This window comes from Bartonella heixiaziensis (assembly GCF_046245125.2).
Taxonomy (GTDB): domain Bacteria; phylum Pseudomonadota; class Alphaproteobacteria; order Rhizobiales; family Rhizobiaceae; genus Bartonella; species Bartonella heixiaziensis.
The window spans coordinates 1,990,935-2,009,369 of record NZ_CP176404.1; the positions used below are offsets into that span (position 1 = coordinate 1,990,935).

At 39.7% G+C, this 18,435-nt stretch carries 11 protein-coding genes; all 11 read right to left on the reverse strand.

The genetic code is table 11. The annotated features are described in order from the left end of the window. Positions 1-158 precede the first annotated feature (158 nt). A complete protein-coding gene (gene tsaE / locus ACKC4Y_RS08730; protein ID WP_409361337.1) occupies positions 159-1,637 on the reverse strand; it encodes a tRNA (adenosine(37)-N6)-threonylcarbamoyltransferase complex ATPase subunit type 1 TsaE in 1,479 nt (492 codons plus the stop codon). Between the two features lie 46 nt (positions 1,638-1,683). Next, a complete protein-coding gene (locus ACKC4Y_RS08735; RefSeq protein WP_409361338.1) occupies positions 1,684-4,149 on the reverse strand; it encodes a sensor histidine kinase in 2,466 nt (821 codons plus the stop codon). Between the two features lie 39 nt (positions 4,150-4,188). After that, positions 4,189-5,586: an adenosylhomocysteinase gene (gene ahcY, locus ACKC4Y_RS08740; RefSeq protein WP_409361339.1), complete on the reverse strand. Its 1,398-nt coding sequence runs from the start codon at positions 5,584-5,586 to the stop codon at positions 4,189-4,191. A 775-nt stretch (positions 5,587-6,361) separates the two neighbouring features. Further along, complete coding sequence (locus tag ACKC4Y_RS08745; protein ID WP_409361340.1) at positions 6,362-7,360, reverse strand: complex I NDUFA9 subunit family protein; 999 nt, start codon at positions 7,358-7,360, stop codon at positions 6,362-6,364. A gap of 43 nt (positions 7,361-7,403) precedes the next feature. Next, on the reverse strand, positions 7,404-8,723 hold the full coding sequence (locus ACKC4Y_RS08750) for a bifunctional folylpolyglutamate synthase/dihydrofolate synthase (RefSeq protein WP_409361341.1): 1,320 nt from the start codon (positions 8,721-8,723) through the stop codon (positions 7,404-7,406). Between the two features lie 4 nt (positions 8,724-8,727). Then, the gene (gene accD, locus ACKC4Y_RS08755) at positions 8,728-9,648 is read right to left on the reverse strand and encodes an acetyl-CoA carboxylase, carboxyltransferase subunit beta (protein ID WP_409361342.1); all 921 of its coding nucleotides are present in this window, start codon (positions 9,646-9,648) and stop codon (positions 8,728-8,730) included. Positions 9,649-10,190: 542 nt separating this feature from the next. Continuing rightward, positions 10,191-10,922, reverse strand: a complete 732-nt coding sequence (locus ACKC4Y_RS08760; protein WP_409361343.1) for a sulfate transporter family protein — start codon at positions 10,920-10,922, stop codon at positions 10,191-10,193. Positions 10,923-11,650: 728 nt separating this feature from the next. Continuing rightward, positions 11,651-13,051, reverse strand: a complete 1,401-nt coding sequence (coaBC, locus tag ACKC4Y_RS08765; RefSeq protein WP_409361344.1) for a bifunctional phosphopantothenoylcysteine decarboxylase/phosphopantothenate--cysteine ligase CoaBC — start codon at positions 13,049-13,051, stop codon at positions 11,651-11,653. Positions 13,052-13,120: 69 nt separating this feature from the next. Then, positions 13,121-14,707 carry a 2-polyprenylphenol 6-hydroxylase gene (gene ubiB / locus ACKC4Y_RS08770; protein WP_409361345.1) on the reverse strand — a complete coding sequence of 529 codons (1,587 nt, stop codon included), beginning with the start codon at positions 14,705-14,707 and terminating at the stop codon, positions 13,121-13,123. A 2-nt stretch (positions 14,708-14,709) separates the two neighbouring features. Then, entirely contained in the window at positions 14,710-15,492 is a 783-nt protein-coding gene (gene ubiE / locus ACKC4Y_RS08775) for a bifunctional demethylmenaquinone methyltransferase/2-methoxy-6-polyprenyl-1,4-benzoquinol methylase UbiE (RefSeq protein ID WP_409361346.1), read from the reverse strand. Positions 15,493-15,611: 119 nt separating this feature from the next. Beyond that, positions 15,612-18,044 (reverse strand): DNA topoisomerase (ATP-hydrolyzing) subunit B, encoded by a 2,433-nt coding sequence (gene gyrB, locus ACKC4Y_RS08780; RefSeq protein ID WP_409361347.1) that lies wholly within the window; start codon positions 18,042-18,044, stop codon positions 15,612-15,614. Positions 18,045-18,435: the final 391 nt, after the last annotated feature.

Consider the following 18,435-nt stretch of genomic DNA (forward strand, 5'->3'; position numbering starts at 1 on the left):
AGTGAAATGACGGTTTAGGAGATCACTTCTGTTACTTCTCATCAAAGGTTTGGAAAAAGAGAATAGTCACCAGCATACACTTATTCTCACGTTTATTAGCAAAAACGGTTTGCTTTTTTGAAGAGTGTTTTGCAAAGGTTAAAGTTGTAAGAAGTCTATCATGCTTTTGAAAGAAGTTCCATTTTTTGGTAAAAGTTTTGTAAAGGTGCAAGAATTGGGCGTGAAAGATTACGAGTAAGATAATCTTGCAGATAGGGAAGATATTTAAGATAGGATGATTTTCCATCTTGTTGGTGGAGACGTACAAAAATCCCTAGGATTTTTGAAACCCGCTGAGCGCCTGCAATTGCGTAAAGTTTGCGGAATTCATTTTCATCAAAAGAGCGTGGTGCTTGATGACGTGCATTGCAATAGGCGTCGAGAATTTTCGTTTCGAGTGTTGGTGGAATAAATAGACGTGCATCTTGTGCCAAAGAGACAAGGTCATAGGCTGTTGGACCTTTTAAACCATCTTGGAAATCAAGAAGACCAATGCGGGCAATGCCTTCTTCATGCGCGCGCCAAAGAATATTGGGGGAATGATAATCACGCATAACAAAGGTACTTTCTCCTTGGGTAAGGCTATCGAGATAAGGCTTCCAACAAGTAAAAAAAGCTTCACGTTGTTCTTGATCCAAGGTTTTTTGTGTTTGGAAGGGCAAATACCAGTCTAGCAATAAGGAGAGCTCTGCTTGTAGTACTTGGCAATTATAGGAGGGAATTTGAAGCAAAAATTTTGTCAATTGTTTTTCAAAGGACCACGATTTTTGATGAAAAGCTGCTAGTAATTCACTGCATGCAATATAACGCTCTTCTAGAGGATTGCCGCTTTGATCTAAAATCCCTTCCCGCCCGAAATCTTCTAAAATCAAAAGCCCTTTTTCAAAATCTTCGACAAAGATATGGGGGGCAGAAAATCCATTGTCTAAAATAAGCTGATTGATCCCTACAAATTGACGGATATCTTTTGCAAGTTGTGCCGTTTTTGCATAGGAGAGATCTGTTTCCATGGTTTGTGCATCCATGAGGACTTCTTGACAATGCCCATCATCCAGCAGCTCATAGGTACGCGCGGAGGCATCTCCAGCCAAAAAACGACGATGAACATGACCGCGTCCATGGGTTGTTAAAAATGTGCGAATTGCAAAAGATCGCTGTATACGTTCACTAGAATCTTCTGCTGATGTAAGAGTCACACGACGTCCATAGTCTTCATACTGTAAGGTGAGGGCAAAGGTAACTGGTCCCAAAAGATCTGCGCCTTTTTCTGGCCATTCAATAAGTAAAACGCCTTGCTCACGTGCTTCGTGCAGCCCCAATTCATCAATTTCTTCTGCCATAGAAAGGCGATAAAGGTCAGCATGAACAATTTCAAATTGTGGAAGCTGATAGCTTTGAGCAAGAGTAAAAGTAGGACTTGGAACATCCAGAGTGTTGTCATTAGCAAGCGTACGGATAATTGTACGCGCTAAGGTTGATTTTCCTGTTCCAAGATCACCTTGGAGCGTTACAAGATCGCTAGGCTTTAAAGCGAGAGCTAAATCTTGTGCAAAAAGTTTGGTTGCTTCTTCATTTTCAAGAAAAAAATTAAAATGCATGAAGAATTCCGTGAAATGGGTGAAAAAAACTTATAAAAAGACGAGATTAAAAAACGTTATCTCCTTTGGGAACAGGAAAAAAACATTTAACCGTTGTTCCTTGTCCAGCTCCGGTAAGAATTTCAACGTGTCCACCATGCAGTTCAACGAAATTTTTGACAAGAGAAAGACCAATACCTGCTCCAGCGCGCCCGCCATTATGTGCATGGGAAGAAAAGCGCTTGAAAATGCGATCAAGAATATCTTCTGGAATATCAGATCCTTCATTATGAACACTGAAGACTATGTTATCATCTTGCTCTTCAGCACAAAATTCAATCGTGCTTGCTTCGGTTGCAAAATTAATGGCATTACTGAGAACATTAACAAAGATTTGATGCAAACGTGTTGCATCAACGGAAATAAAATTTAAGGAAGGAGAAATTTGTTGTAAAAGCGTAATATGGCGTCCGTTAAGACGCTCTTCTACCCGCGCTACTGCCTGTACCATGGCATCAGCAATATTGACGGGCTGTATATCGAGCTCCATGATGCCCGCATCAAGAGTCGCAAGGTCAAGAATATCATTGACAATATTCAAGAGAGTGCCTGATTCTGAGTGAATGTGCCCAAGATATTCTTTTTGTCGTTCATTAATAGAGCCAAAAATTTGATCGCGTAAAATATCAGAAAATCCAATAATATTGGTGAGGGGCGTACGCAATTCATAGGAAACATGTTGAACAAATTCATTGCGCAAATGATCAGCCTTTTCTAAGGCTTCATTTTTCTCTTGAAGAGCACGCGCAACATGAACAGTGTCCGTAACATTAACGAAAGTAAGCATTGTCTGTCCATTGGGAAGCGGTACCACTGTGTAATCAATGATCATGCCACTTTTGAGATCCATACGACCTGAATAGGTGTCGCGTTTTTCATCTAAACCTGTAATAAGTTTGGTAAATTGATCCCACTCTTTTCCTACGGTTAAGGGCGAACAATGGTTTTGTAATTGCGTAATGTGGGTGCCTTCTACCAGTAAATTATAAGGGAGAGACCACAATTTTAATAAAGCTGGATTTGATAAACGAAGACGTCCATCTGTGCCAAAAACCACTACTCCTTCTGAAAGCTTATCAAGTGTTTCTCCTTGTATTTTAATCAGTGTATTATAGCGTCGTTCAAGATCAATTTTTTCTGTAAGATTTTCATAAAGCCAAGTGACGCCTCCTTGTGGATGGGGGCTGGAAATAACACGTACCGTGCGTCCATCTGGAAGATTCCAAATCTGTTGATTTGATTCTGTTTGTTGGTGGGCTTTTAGAAGTTCTTCTTTCCACGTGCGCCAATCAGGATGTTCACCAATGAGTCCTTTTTCACGCAACTGTTCAAGAAGCAATGTGTGACTTGGTTCACTTTCTAGAAAAGAACTCTCTAGCGGCCATAAGATTTTAAAAGCATGATTGCAGAATTTTAATTTTTGATTGGTATCGAAAACAGCCACAGCTGTTGAGATTTGGTCAAGGGTTTCACAATGGCTTTGAAGAACACGTTTTAGTTCATTGGCAAGATTTTCATATGCGCTGTCATCACGAGCAAAAGCTGCCATCCCTTCTTCTGTCGTAACACGTGTGAGATGGAAATGGTGCCGTTCTCCATCAATAACTGTATGAACATGCTCTTGAAAAATCGTTTCTGCCTCATCTGTTTTGCGTTGTGTTGTTTCATTAAAAAGATCAACGACTTCATTACTACCTTCTCGAAAACCTGTCATTTCTCTGAAGGCACGATTAACAAAACAAACATTTCCCTCACAATCTCGTATCCATACCGGCTCTTGAATAAGATCAAGAAGATTGCGTTGCATTCTTAGCTCGATGAGGATTTTGGCGATATCTTTCTGTAAACGCGCATTTTCGCTCTGCTGTGTTGAGATATCTTGAAAACGTGCGATGGCTACTGTTCCAGCTATCACTCCTGTAACTTGCAACAATATATTGTTCTTGGTAGTGACGGAAAGTTCAAAAGGATGAGACTTGTAAAGCAATTGCGTGAGTGCGTAGTCAAGTTCTCGGTTTGAAGTTTCTTCAAGCCAGAGCTCAAAACACTGAAAATCTTGCTGTAGAATTCCTGCTTTTTGCAACACAGGAATGCTGCCAACCACACGTGGCAAGGCTGTTGGATTTTCCCAAATAAGAAGGAGTTGCTTTGTTTCTTCCAGAAGCCATTCATAATATTGAAGTTTTTCAGAAAATTCTGCTTGAATTGTCTTCAAAGGCTCCAATGAAGCTTTTTTTGCACGCATAATAACTGCCATACAAATAAGAAGTGAAGCACAAGAAATTCCTCCACAAAGGGCTAAAAGAAGCCATGGACCATCTGGCAAAGTGAACGCAAATGGTAGATGCATTTCCAATGACTGAGCAACAGCCCATGTTGGAGAAAAAAGGAAAAGAAGGCAAAAAATTTCTCTAAAGATTCGGATCATTTTTTGAGCTTTTTCTTTGGGGTCATAATCACCAAAGCTGGGCACGATGCGTTTTCCTTTTTCTTTTAACCCAAGGAAACCATTTTAGTAACGATAATGATCTGGTTTATAAGGTCCTTGTGGTGCGACTCCAATATAGGCAGCTTGTTCTTCTGATAAAACGCTTAATTTTATTCCTAACCGATCAAGGTGGAGACGTGCAACTTTTTCATCAAGATGTTTAGGCAAAACAGTTACTTCATTTTTGTAGTGTTCTGAACGGGTAAAGAGTTCAATTTGCGCTAAAACTTGGTTTGTAAATGAGGCTGACATAACAAAAGAGGGGTGTCCCGTAGCATTACCGAGGTTCAGTAAGCGCCCTTCAGAGAGTAAAATGATACGTTTTCCATCAGGAAAGGTGATCATATCGACTTGTGGTTTAATATTCGTCCATGGCAAGTTTCTAAGGGCTGACACTTCGATCTCATTATCAAAATGGCCGATATTTCCAAGAATACACATATCTTTTACTTGCCGCATATGGTCTAAGCGGACAATATCTTTATTGCCAGTTGTTGTGATGATAATATCGGCATTGGAGGCAGCATCATCTAAATTAACAACTTCATAGCCATCCATAGCTGCTTGAAGGGCACAGATTGGGTCAATTTCTGTCACTTTAACACGTGCTCCAGCACCTGAAAGAGAAGCTGCCGAACCTTTACCCACATCCCCATAACCGCAAACAATGGCGGTTTTACCAGCTATCATAACATCTGTTGCGCGTCTGATACCGTCTACGAGTGATTCTCTACATCCATATTTATTATCAAATTTTGATTTCGTGACACTATCATTGACATTAATAGCTGGAAAGGGCAAAAGCCCTTGCTTTTGTAATTGATAAAGGCGGTGTACGCCCGTTGTGGTTTCTTCGCTCACACCTTTGATTGCTGCGCGCTGACGTGTGAAAAAACCTGGTGTATCATCCATACGCTTTTGAATTTGTTGGAAAAAAAATCCTTCTTCTTCTGTTTTGGGATGAGACAGAATATCTTTATTTGCTTCCGCATGGCATCCCATCAAAATATAGTTTGTAGCATCAGCTCCATCATCTAAAATAAGATTGGAGGGATTGCCATCAGGCCATTGGAAAATCGCATCTATATAAGTCCAATATTCTTCAAGTGTTTCGCCCTTGACCGCAAAGACAGGAGTACCTGTGGCTGCAATAGCTGCTGCTGCGTGATCTTGTGTAGAAAAAATGTTGCTAGAACTCCACCGTACATCGGCGCCAAGTGCCTTCAGTGTTTCAATCAAAACAGCTGTCTGAATGGTCATATGCAATGAACCAGAAATGCGTGCTCCGCGTAAAGGTTGATGGGAAGAAAATTCCTTACGGCAGGCCATCAAGCCAGGCATTTCCGTTTCGGCGATATCGAGTTCTTTACGACCATAAGCAGCAAGTGCAATATCTTTGACAACATAATCTTGGGCTGCCATTCTTTATTCCTTCAAAATCAGTTTTTTCAAGACGGTAGGAGAAATTAAAAAAAAATGCAAGCCAATAGAAAGACTTCTTTCTGTGAAAAAAGGCCTTTTCAATTCTCTATAAATTTATACAACAAACATGTATTTTTAGAGTGAGTAATGGTGTTACTGACAGGGTATAAAAAGGACTCATGAAAAACTCTATTGTCTGAATAAAGTTGATCAACATTTTTGAGTTTTTGAACTGTGAGAAGAGTGAAGTGACAAGGAGAATTTGTTATGAAGTTCTGCATTTGGCAAAAAGAGTAAGATATATAAATTTCATCGAATACATCTACTCTTTTCTTTTTATGAATTAGAAATTAATTCAATTACGCAAAATATGTATTACCAAGAATAATATGTCATCGTACTGTTCTTCACGCACTTATTTAAAGAAATGCCTCACTTTGCTCCTTATCGCATTTTTAGCACTGTCGATGAAGGGGTGCTAAATCATGGTTATTGGATACTATCATCTTTAGCTTGTGAAAGTACAAACCAGAACTATTATTATATTTTTAGTTTCCATTGTTGCACCTGTTTTGCATGAAGACGGTACATAAGAGATATACTAAGCTCTTTATTTTATCCACACGTTGAACTTTCTTGTGATGTGCAAGTAAACGGTTCTAAATGCAGAAGTTTGAAATGAGAAAATGTAACTCTGTTTGCTACTTTAATTTCTCAATGTTGAAAAATTATCATTCCAAATCAATATCTTGACTATGTCCTTGGAGAATATATGCTAGGCTGGTGAATTTTTGGAAAATTGACCTTGTGGACGAAATCTCCAGAGATAACTTGGCAAAAGTGCAGCCATTGCTCGAGGGGTAATTCCTGCTCCTTCTAAAGTGTAACCATTTTCTACAGCTTCTTGAGAAACAATGTTATCCACTTGCAGGAAGCGTATTTGATCGGCTGTTGTCACTGTTGGTACGAGAGGCAATTTACCAATAGTTCCCAAAAAACCTCCAATCAACAGCCCTGCAGAAAGAGGCATGGAGAGAATTATTTTTTTACGGTGAATGATTTTCAATATATTTTCAAGGGCATTTTGAAATGTGATAATCTGTGGGCCACCAAGATCATAACTTTTTCCAGAGATAATTTGTCCCTCTAAGGCGCGTACAATAAATTCAGCGATGTCACTAACATACACGGGTTGCAATTTGCTTTGTCCACCTCCAAAAAGGGGCATGATTGGTAAAAAACAAGACAAATTCGCTAAGGTGTTAAAGAAACAATCCTCTGGTCCAAAGATAACTGATGGGCGCATAATAATTGCTTGAGGATGCGTATTCTGAACGATTTGCTCACTCATAGCTTTGACGCGTGCATAAAGAAATGAAGCGTTTTGATTCGCTACAAGCGCTGACATGTAAATAAATGGAATACCGGCTTCAGCTGTTAACTCAGAGACATTTTGAGCACCATCAATTTGCGTTTTTTGAAAGTTCGATTGATTTGCTTGTATTAAACTACCAGGCAGAAATACTGCGCCATCTGCACCAAGCAAAGCGCGTTCAACAGAGGCACGATGCTTGACATCAGTTTTGAGCATTTGAGTTTGTCCGACTTCGCCTATTTGAAGCATATAATAGGCTTTTTGTGGATAGCGAACAGCGATGCGAACGCGATAACCTCGCTTAGTTAAAGCCTCAACAACATGCCGTCCCACAAAGCCAGAGCCGCCAAAAATAGTGATAAGTTTAGGATGTTGATAAAGTGCACAATCAAGTTGCATAATTACAAGGTCTATCTTCTAAAGCTTTATGAATAACCAATTCCTAACATGGCGGCGTTTTATTGTCACGTAAAATATCGCCCGCAAGGTAAAGGGAACCGCTAATAAGGACGATAGCTTCTCTATGCTCTGAGTTAATTCTCTGTAAAGCATCTTGTAGATGAGCTTGCGGGCTGGCAAGGATCCCTACTTTTTGAGCTGATTCAGCTAAAATTTCTGGACAAACACCTGCATTATTATCAATCAATGGGATCGTATAGACTTTATCTACGAGTTTTGCGAGAGGCTGAAAATAACCAACAGCATCTTTAGTATTAAGCATACCAGCGATCATAATAATAGGACGGTTTGATTTTTTTTTCCACTCGGTAAGTTCTGTTGCAATGACTTTTCCAGCAGCGGGGTTGTGTCCACCGTCCAGCCATAAATCAATGCTAGGAGACAGTTGATCAACCAAGTCTCCATGGGTAAGATGTTGCATCCGTGCTGGCCAGTAAATATTTTGCAGAGCATGACTTATCGTTTTTTCTGAAAGTCGATAACCTGCTTGGTGAATTGCTTCAAGAGCGGCTCCTGCGTTAGCAATTTGATGAGCTCCAATAAGGTTAGGAAGTGGAAGATCCATAAGACCTTGATTGTTTTGAAAGACCATACGTCCATATTCTGTATAGCTTTGATAATCTTGATTAAACAGGAAATAAGGTGCTTTATTTTTATCAGCAATAGATGTTAAAACAGAAAGGGTTTCATCATGATCTTGTTTACCAATAACGACAGGAACTGCTGGCTTGATAATCCCCCCTTTTTGAAAAGCAATTTGTGTAATGGTGTTTCCAAGAAAGGTTTCATGATCGTAGTCAATGGGCATAATAAGGGATACAGCTGGTTTTTTTATGACATTTGTAGCATCAAACTGTCCACCTAATCCAACTTCTAGAATTACGACATCAGCTGGATATGTGCTAAATAACATAAAGGCAGCAGCCGTAAAAATTTCAAAAACAGTAATTAGCTCTTGACGATTTACTTTTATGATTTCATGAATTATTTCAGCTAATTGGTTCTCTGTGACAAGTTGACCGCCTCCTATTTGACCTAGTCGACAGCGTTCATTCCAATTTACCAAATGAGGTGAACTATAGACATGAACGCGATATCCTGCGCTTTCCAAAAGTGCGCGACAAATAGCACAAGCAGACCCTTTGCCATTTGTTCCAGCAATGTGAATAACAGGCGCAAGCTTTAAATGGGGATTATCAAGACGCTCTAAAAGACGGAAAATACGCTCTAAAGAAAGATCAAATTTCTTCGGATAGTTTTTCAGTAAATCATCTACCATCCTTTGCACTTGTTTTTTTTTCATGAGATTAGGCAGCTTTTGTTTTAGAAAGTGATGTTTGAGAACCTGTTGGGGATGGATTGGAAGGATTAACAGCTACCGGATGTTTCATCATCAAACGTAAAAGTCGTGCAATAGTAGCTTTCATTTCTAAACGCGATACAACCATATCAACCATGCCATGTTCGAGCAGATATTCACTGCTTTGAAAACCTTCAGGTAAGGTTTCACGTATGGTTTGTTGAATCACGCGTGGTCCTGCAAAACCAATCATAGCACCAGGTTCGGCAATATGAACATCGCCAAGCATAGCGTAAGAAGCAGTAACACCACCGGTAGTAGGATTGGTTAGAACCACGATATAGGGAAGCTTTGCTTCTTTCAGCATTTCAATTGCTACGGTTGTACGAGGCATCTGCATTAGTGAGAGTGTTCCTTCTTGCATGCGTGCACCACCAGAAGCGGCAAAAAGAACCAAAGGGCATTTGTCAGCAATAGCAGTATGAAAAGCTTTGATAATAGCTTCTCCCGAAGCCATACCGAGTGATCCACCCATAAACGCGAAGTCTTGAACGGTGGCTATAATTGGTAAACCTTCAATAGTACCGCGTGCACTTAAAATATTGTCATCGACACCAAGCTTGGAACGGTAATCTTTTAATCGATCAATGTAACGTTTTTCATCGCGAAATTTCAAAGGGTCAGTGACAACTTTTGGATTTTCAAGAGGCGTATAAAGACCATCATCAAAAAAATGCATGAGACGATTTTTGGCGCTGATTCGCATATGATAACCAGAATTGGGGACTACATATTGATTAACTTCCAAATCTTTATGGAATACCATTTCACCCGTGGTGGGATCTTTAATCCACAAATTGTCTGGAATTTCACGACGTCCCAGTATGGAATTAATTTTAGGACGAACATAATTTGTAATCCAGTTCATCTTTGTAGCCTCTCTTTAAATATTATACACTTTTTGCGCAATTCGAAGGAATATAGGACTGAATAAACAGACTCGCTTTGCCAGTTAATAAACAGACTCATTTAATACTTTTATCTATGTGCGTACAGCTTTTAACCCTACTATTCTTTAAATTTTTGTTCTTCTAATGTTACAAAGATAATCTAAATCAAAATACTCCTTGCAACAAATCTGTTAGCAATTTTAATAACTTCCATTTTTTGCTTTGATATTAAAACCCATTGCTTGTGCTGGTTGCCAAACTCCTCATTTGTTTCTGATGAAAAACGAATATTCAGCAAATCGTTAACACCAGTGGTACGAACCTAAAACAAAAAAACCTTATAATTATAAACATCAATAAGGCTAAATAGTCCATAAAAACAATGGTTGCGATAACGTTATGTTAGCGAAACACCAGAGAGGGGCAAGAATTTGCCCTAATGATAAGGAGTAAAAAGATCTTTTAAAAGACAAAACCTGTTGTCTGCTCGCTGTTATTCACGCGCTTTGCTAATTTTAGATTAAGGAGTGCCGTTATTTGGTTGTGATACGTATGATGCCTTTTGGGAAAGCATCTTGTGTAAGTGTGTCATAAAGGCGGCTGCAAAAAGTGGTGTTGCTAAATTAAGAATAGGAATTGAAACAAAAAGCGCAATCAACAGCCCTGCGCCAAAAACCGTTGCATAATGAACGCGTAAAAAGGCATGCGCTTCTTGTTCAGATAGAAAACGGTAGGCAGTAAACACAAAATATTCGCGACCGAGTAAATAACCGTTAATAACATAAAAGGCAATCAAATTAATACCAGGCACAAAAAACAAAATAAAAGCGAGTATATTACCGAAAAGGCTTAAAATAACAAATTTAATAGAAAGAATGAGAGAACGTCCAAACGACAGAGCCTGACCAATAGGCTCGTTTGGGTAATCTTCTTTTTCAATGACTTCAGCAGCAGAATCAATGAAAAAACCACCAATCATGGCGGTGATTGGAGCAATCAAAAAAGCCATCAGTAAAGCCAAGCCAAGATTAAAAATGATAAGCATGCCAAATCCCAACCATCCTGCCCAACTGGGTAATCCAGGAAGAAAATCAGCAATCCAAGGCCAAAAGTGGGATATAAAAAGCTGACGTACACATAACCATAGAATGGCGAGCACAACAAAGGTAATTCCTAATACTTTTAAGATCATAGTGCGATATTGCGGAGTCATAAGACGTTGTAAAGCACGATAAGCAGCAGTAAAAATCATAATAATTCAGTAAATAAGAAAAAAACAGTGAAAACAAGAGGTAGATTGAGAGTGCTTTACCTATACACTTGTTTTATAAATCGTATAATTTTGTTGATTAAAAGAAGGAAGCCGAGAAAAGGGATTTTTATCTGTAATGTCGTGAGCATTTTTTTCAGTATGATATTACAAGGCACATTCATGTATATTTAAAAATACAACGTCGTCACTGTCTGATTTTAGTTTTTTACATCAACCAAATAAGAAGTAGGGAATTGAAAAAAACATTTAATCTAGGACTTTTCCATAGAGTTTATAAAGTGAATTTCATAAATAGTCAGCAGATAAAGTTTCTCGAGAAGAATCAATAGGATGACAGATTGGTGCGGGTTAAGAATCTTCATCTTTTAAGTCTAAGATGGGAGAGATCTTTATATATGGCAGAAAATCACGAGAGGATTTTTCTGTAAAGCCAATGAAATGAACGGTATACGCGCGTAGCAATAAGATCCGCCAATACTAACCATTTTACAAATAAACTAAAATACAGAGGAATTTTTCTCTCTTTCGAGAGGAGGGGATTGTTTTTTGTACGAAGGTAGTCGTTTCTCAATAAGAATCATCGTCCAAACAGTTTTACGCGATTTGCTAAATGGATTTTATTTTTTTGTGTTGCCTTTTTTAAGGTATTCAATTGTCTGATGTCTGGCAATTTCTATTTTCATTTGAAACAGGGCATCTTTCTCTTATTAATAAGCAGGGGTGTGAAGATCAAAAAATGATACAATAACCTTTGCTAATTTTTGCGCTACTTGCTGTTTACTCATATGTGGCCATTGTTCGGCTTTATCTTTGCTAACAAGACACACTTGATTTGTATCAGCGCCCATGACGCTTGTGCCATCAGAGTGAAGAGAAATATCATTAGCAAGAATAAAATCTGCTCCTTTTTCGACACATTTTTTTTGCGCGTTTGCAATGAGATCACGGCTTTCAGCAGCAAACCCAATCACCAATGGTGGGCGGTTTGGAGCATGTCCAATTGTTGCCAAAATGTCAGGATTTTCAACCATTTGTAAGGATAGGGGTGTTTTATGGGCATGCTTTTTTATCTTGTGTAAAGATTGTGTTTGGCTGCGCCAGTCACAAACAGCGGCGACGAAAATGGCACTATCAGCAGGCAACGCAGCTTGAACAGCTTTTAACATTTGATGTGCTGTTTCAACATGAATGGTTTTCACTTCTTTGGGGTCAGCAATATTAACTGGTCCACAAATAAGCGTCACTTTGGCACCCAAATTGGCTAAAGCCGTTGCAATGGCATGACCTTGTTTACCTGAAGAGCGATTAGCAAGATAACGCACTGGATCAATTGGTTCATGGGTAGGACCAGAAGTAACAATAAAATGCTTGCCAGAAAGGGGCTTCTCTTGTCCATGTACACGCAAAAGGGTTTCTATTGTAGCTACAATGGTTAAGGGTTCACTCATGCGTCCACATCCAGCTTCATCATGCTCAGCCATTTTGCCGATTTCTGGTCCTACTATATGAACGCCATCTGCACGCAGTTTAGCAACATTACGAACAGTTGCTGGATGTGTCCACATGGCTGGATTCATGGCAGGAGCAATCAAAAGAGGGCAGCGCGCTGCTAAAAGTACACAATCAGCAAGGTCATCTCCTATTCCGTTGGCTATTTTTGCAATACGATTGGCTGTAGCTGGTGCTAAAATAATCAAGTCAGCATCACGCGCTAGTCTGATATGACCAATGTCATGTTCTTCTTCGCGTGAGAATAAATCACTATAAACAGTACGACCACTCAGCGCTTCAGCTGCTAAAGGTGTAATAAATTTTTGTGCTGCTTTTGTCATAATAATGTTTAAGCGTGCTCCCCGTTCTTGCAAACGGCGAATCAGATCAAGCGATTTATAAGCTGCAATGCTACCACCAATAATAAAAAGCAGTGATTTTGATTGCAATGATTGCATTTCGATGGCACTTGCTTGAGGGGGGAGTACGGCCGGAGTAGTGGGATTGCTTAAAAGGCGGCGGACTTCCTCTTCCATAGAAATGCCATTTTTTGCGGCACGTATGCGTAAAGCTTCTTTGATTTCAGGAGAGAGGTTACGAATGGTAAGACTAGCCATAAAACACCTCCAAGAAATAAAATGATTGCAATGATTTCATCATTGATAAGTTTTAGCATATTGAGCAGATTAAAAAAGATGAAAAAGATAAAAAGTGAGACAAACGCAACAAAACGCAATAATGAACAGACTATAACGGCCATACCGATTGGTGCGACTTTGTTCAACAGCAAGTTGCTTAAGGGTTGTAGGAGAAAGATTAAATCCTGTTTTTATCATTTGATTAAGGTCTTCTTCCATACGTTGGAAATTTTGTATCAGTTGCGGTGTTTTACGTGCCAGAGAAAGGAGTGCTTGAGTTCCCTCACCAAAATCTTTTGCAATTCCTACGGGTCCTAAATTTTTGCTAATCCATTCTTTAACAACCGGCTCAGAGGCTTTCCACATATTAAAATCTGGGTCCAATGTGCGGGCAACACCTTCCACAACAACCATAGTTTTTTGTAGAAGTAAAAGTTCTGGACGCGTTTGCATGTCAAATAATTCGGTGACTTCAAACAATAATGTGAGCAACTTAGCCATGGAAATACTTTGCGCTGATTGTCCATGAATTGGTTCACCAATGGCACGATTGGCTTGAGCAAAGCTCTCAATATTATGGTGTGGAGGCACATATCCTGCCTCGAAATGGGCACGGGCTACTCGATAGTAATCGCGGGTAATAAAACCGTAAAGGATTTCAGCTAGGAAATGCTTTTCTTTTTTGCCAAGTCGTCCCGTAATTCCTAAATCAACTGCAACAATACATCCTTGTGGATCTACAAATAGATTACCAGGATGCATATCGGCATGAAAAAAGCCATCACGCAATGTATGGCGAAGGAAAGATTGAATAAGTGTAATTGCTAGGGCTTTTAAGTCAAAACCAGCTTCTTTGAGAGCAGAAATTTCGGATATTCTTATGCCATCAATCCATTCCATTGTCAGAACATTGCGTCCTGTTCTTTCCCAATCAATTTTTGGAACTCGAAAGCCTACGTCATGTTGAATATTTTCAGCCATTTCTGATATCGCTGCTGCTTCTAACCGTAAATCCATTTCAATACGGGTGGTTTGTGCTAAAGTGTCAACAACACAAACAGGACGCAGTCGTCGAGAAGCGGGAATGTAACGCTCTTGTAAATGGGCAATGAGATAGAAGCTTCTAAGATCTTTAGCAAAACGCGTTCTGATATTAGGGCGAATGACTTTAACGGCACATTTTTTTTTATGACCAGTTCCATCATCGTATTCAGCTGGATGAACTTGTGCAATAGAGGCAGCGGCAATGGGAGGATAAAAATCTATGAATAAATCATTGATAGACCGACCAAGAGAACTTTCAATTTGGATAATTGCATTAGTATGAGAGAATGTTTGGACACGATCTTGGAGTTGTGCCAAATCTTCTGCAATATCACGTCCAACAATATCAGGTCTGGTGGCAAGAAATTGACCAAGTTTTATGTAAGAAGGGCCGAGTTTATTGATGGCATAAGAAATATTTTCGGATCGTCTCCTTTTTTTCGTTTTACGTCGCGCTAACGTACTTGCTATACGGTGGCAGAATGCGGGAAACCCTTGAAGTTCATCGTGAGGCAGAGCACTCAAAACGCCTTCGCGTGCTAAGACCCATCCTGCACGCATTAATTGAAAATAAGTGGAAATTTGCACCATTTTTAAATCTTCCAGCCTGAATGTAGTGCTGCTATTGCGCCTGTGAGATTGCGATACGATACCCGCGAAAAACCTGCATGGTTGATCATATGAGCAAAATCATCTTGCTTGGGAAATTTGCGAATAGATTCAACCAAATAACGATAAGCATCGCCATCATTTGCAATGATTTGTCCAAGCTTAGGGATAGCATGGAAAGACCAAAGATCATAAAGTTTGTCAAGCAAAGGCATTTCAACATTGGAAAATTCTAAACATAAGAAACGTCCTCCTGGTTTTAAAACACGGAAAGCTTCTCTAAGGGCTTGATCAATATGAGGCACATTGCGGATTCCAAAGGCAATAGTGTAAGCATCAAAGCTTTGATCTTCAAAAGGTAGCTGTTCTGCATTGGCTTCAACAAAGTCAATCAGAGAAACAAGGCCATTCTTTTGTGCGCGCTTTTTACCGACACTGAGCATTGAGCCATTAATATCAAGCACTGTAGCGTGGGCTTTTTGGCGTGAAGCATTAAGAATGCGAAAAGCGATATCACCCGTACCTCCAGCTACATCAAGCACCTTCCAATTGGCAAGTGCTGGTGGAGAAAGCCATGCAACCATAGAATTTTTCCACACACGGTGTAGCCCCAGTGATAAGATATCATTCATTTTGTCATAGTTTTCAGCAACAGAGTGAAACACACCATCAACCATGGATTGTTTTTGTGCTTCATCAACTCTTCTAAAGCCAAAAGAGTATTCCATACCACCTTTGACTCCTACGCGTTCTGTCTCAGCTGCCATATGCATGACCTTCCTTAGTTTTTCTTTATCGTAAATGAAATATAGAAGGAATGTTCAAATACGAAAAAAGCAACGTATAAAACCGTGATGTTTATACAGCTAAAAACAAAAGAGTACCTTTAGATATCAAGATTGGCAACGCTTAAAGCATTATCTTGAATAAAAGCCCGCCTAGGTTCAACTTCATCACCCATTAAACGGGAAAAGAGAGAATCTGCATCGGTTGCATCATTAATTTTAACTTGTAAAAGTGCGCGCGCATCGGGATTAAGGGTTGTTTCCCAAAGCTGTTCAGCATTCATTTCTCCAAGACCTTTATAACGTTGGAGAGTGAGGCCTTTTTTACCATTCGTAAAAATGCTTTCTAAAAGGCTCATAGGCCCAAAAACGCGCTCTGATTTATCCTTGCGATGGAGAAGTGGGGGAGGGTTATATATTTCTATGAAGTTTTGGGAAACGCGATCAATTTGACGTGCGTCAGCTGAATTGATAAGTCCTGCATCGAGAGTAATGACATCTTTAACCCCGCGTAAAATGCGTTCAAAGCATAAACTCCCTTCTGACGTATACTGACCACTCCAACCACGCTCCATATCATCAGCGATTAAGTCAAGACGACGTGCTACATTATCAGCTGTTTTTTGAGCTTTTTCTGATGTTGCAAAGGCTTCAAGATTGAAAGCCCCAACAATTGCTGCTTGCTCAACAATATTGCGATCATAGCGGGTATGAAGACCATTTAAAAGTTGGCGTAATACACGAGCGTCTTCGGCGAGTTGGCGCAAATCAGCGCTGGCACGAATTTCTCCTGTTGATAATTCTAATGTTGTTTCTTCCAGTCCAGTATCAATCAAAAATTCTTCGAAGGCTGCTTCATTTTTGATATATTGTGAAGATTTTCCCCGCGATACTTTATAGAGGGGTGGTTGAGCAATATAGAGATGTCCACGCTCAATCAATTCGGGCATTTGCCTAAAAAAGAAAGTGAGTAAGAGTGTGCGGATATGCGCACCATCAACATCCGCATCGGTCATGATGATGATTTTATGGTAACGTAATTTATCTGGTGAAAATTCATCCTTACCAATAGAAGTTCCAAGAGCGGTGATCAGTGTTCCAATCATCTCAGATGAGAGCATGCGGTCAAAGCGTGCCCGTTCAACATTGAGAATTTTACCGCGCAGGGGCAAAATCGCTTGATTTTGGCGTGAACGCCCACTTTTTGCTGAACCACCAGCAGAATCTCCTTCAACGATAAAAATTTCTGATTTCGCTGGATCACGTTCTTGGCAATCGGCAAGCTTTCCAGGTAGAGAAGTGATATCGAGGGCTCCTTTTCGTCTTGTGAGTTCTCGTGCTTTACGTGCTGCTTCACGTGCTGTTGCAGCTTCTACCACTTTACTGATAAGCAATTTTGCTTCATTAGGATGCTCTTCCAACCATACCGAAAGCCCCTCATTCACCAAATTTTCAACAATAGGGCGCACCTCAGAAGAAACCAATTTATCTTTTGTTTGCGAAGAAAATTTTGGATCTGGAACTTTGACTGAAAGAATAGCGGTTAGTCCTTCACGGCAATCATCACCTGTCAAGTTAACTTTTTCCTTTTTTGCAATACCTGAAGATTCAGCGTAGCCATTGATTTGACGTGTTAAAGCGCTGCGGAAACCTATTAAGTGGGTTCCACCATCACGCTGAGGAATATTGTTAGTAAAACACAATACCTTCTCATGATAGGAATCATTCCACCATAGGGCAACATCAACGCTCATTCCATCCTTTTCATTTGCAATGTAAATAGGATTATCAAGGAGTGCTTTTTTCGTTTGGTCAATATATTTAACAAATTCAACTAATCCACCTTCATAATGCAATTCGACGGATTTAATATCAGCATGGCGTTCGTCAACAAGGAGAATATATACGCCAGAATTTAAGAATGCGAGTTCCCGCAAGCGGCGTTCCAAGGTTTCAAAATCAAATTCAACCATGGTAAAGGTTTCAGAGCTTGGTAGAAATCTAATTTCTGTTCCACTTTCTGCATCGCAATCACCAATGATTTTTAGCGGGGCGTCGGCGACTCCATGAGTAAATGATATTTCATGGATTTTACCATTGCGTTTAATTTGCAGTTTTAGCCAAACCGATAATGCATTAACAACAGAGACACCAACGCCATGTAATCCGCCTGAAACTTTATAAGAGTTTTGATCAAATTTTCCACCTGCGTGAAGTTGCGTCATGATAACTTCAGCTGCTGAAATGCCTTCTGTGGGGTGAATATCTGTTGGAATTCCGCGTCCATTGTCACGAACAGAGCAAGATCCATCAGCATGAAGTGTGACATTCACAAGAGTAGCATGGCCCGCTAAAGCCTCATCAATAGCATTGTCTACAACCTCGTAGACCATATGGTGCAAACCTGAACCATCGTCGGTATCACCGATATACATGCCAGGACGTTTGCGTACAGCATCAAGACCTTTGAGAACTTTTATGGAAGCGGCATCATACTCATCACCACACACTGGTGAGGTTATTTCATCACTCATAAGTTAATCCATTTCTGTGTTCAATTTGCGATATTTCATTAGCTTTTTCTGAGCTTAACGTTTTGGCCAGTTATTTATGGAATAACCACATTAAACATTTACCGTATATCAGATTTATATTCAACATCTGTTAGTATATAATAGCGTTCAAGAGAGAATGATTTTTGCATACGCAAATGATGTTGTACTGTACATTGCGTTTTGAATGGAAGGCAACGTGGTATAATCTGATGAAAGCCATCTCTATGGGTTGTTAATTTCTGGGAAAAAACAAGAGCCACGTGGATTTTTTGCTTACGAGAGGAATGAGATATTATTTCCTCCTTACGATGAATTAAGATCCTGTAGAAAGTCAAAGAAGTCAGCTCTTATGCTTTTATAAACATCCTTT

What these genes read in the sequence shown, in the direction of transcription:
- tsaE (WP_409361337.1), bottom strand. Translation starts at nt 1,637, where the DNA reads ATGCATTTTAATTTTTTTCTTGAAAATGAAGAAGCAACCAAACTTTTT.
- ahcY (WP_409361339.1), bottom strand. Translation starts at nt 5,586, where the DNA reads ATGGCAGCCCAAGATTATGTTGTCAAAGATATTGCACTTGCTGCTTAT.
- ACKC4Y_RS08745 (WP_409361340.1), bottom strand. Translation starts at nt 7,360, where the DNA reads ATGCAACTTGATTGTGCACTTTATCAACATCCTAAACTTATCACTATT.
- ACKC4Y_RS08750 (WP_409361341.1), bottom strand. Translation starts at nt 8,723, where the DNA reads ATGAAAAAAAAACAAGTGCAAAGGATGGTAGATGATTTACTGAAAAAC.
- accD (WP_409361342.1), bottom strand. Translation starts at nt 9,648, where the DNA reads ATGAACTGGATTACAAATTATGTTCGTCCTAAAATTAATTCCATACTG.
- ACKC4Y_RS08760 (WP_409361343.1), bottom strand. Translation starts at nt 10,922, where the DNA reads ATGATTTTTACTGCTGCTTATCGTGCTTTACAACGTCTTATGACTCCG.
- coaBC (WP_409361344.1), bottom strand. Translation starts at nt 13,051, where the DNA reads ATGGCTAGTCTTACCATTCGTAACCTCTCTCCTGAAATCAAAGAAGCT.
- ubiB (WP_409361345.1), bottom strand. Translation starts at nt 14,707, where the DNA reads ATGGTGCAAATTTCCACTTATTTTCAATTAATGCGTGCAGGATGGGTC.
- ubiE (WP_409361346.1), bottom strand. Translation starts at nt 15,492, where the DNA reads ATGGCAGCTGAGACAGAACGCGTAGGAGTCAAAGGTGGTATGGAATAC.
- gyrB (WP_409361347.1), bottom strand. Translation starts at nt 18,044, where the DNA reads ATGAGTGATGAAATAACCTCACCAGTGTGTGGTGATGAGTATGATGCC.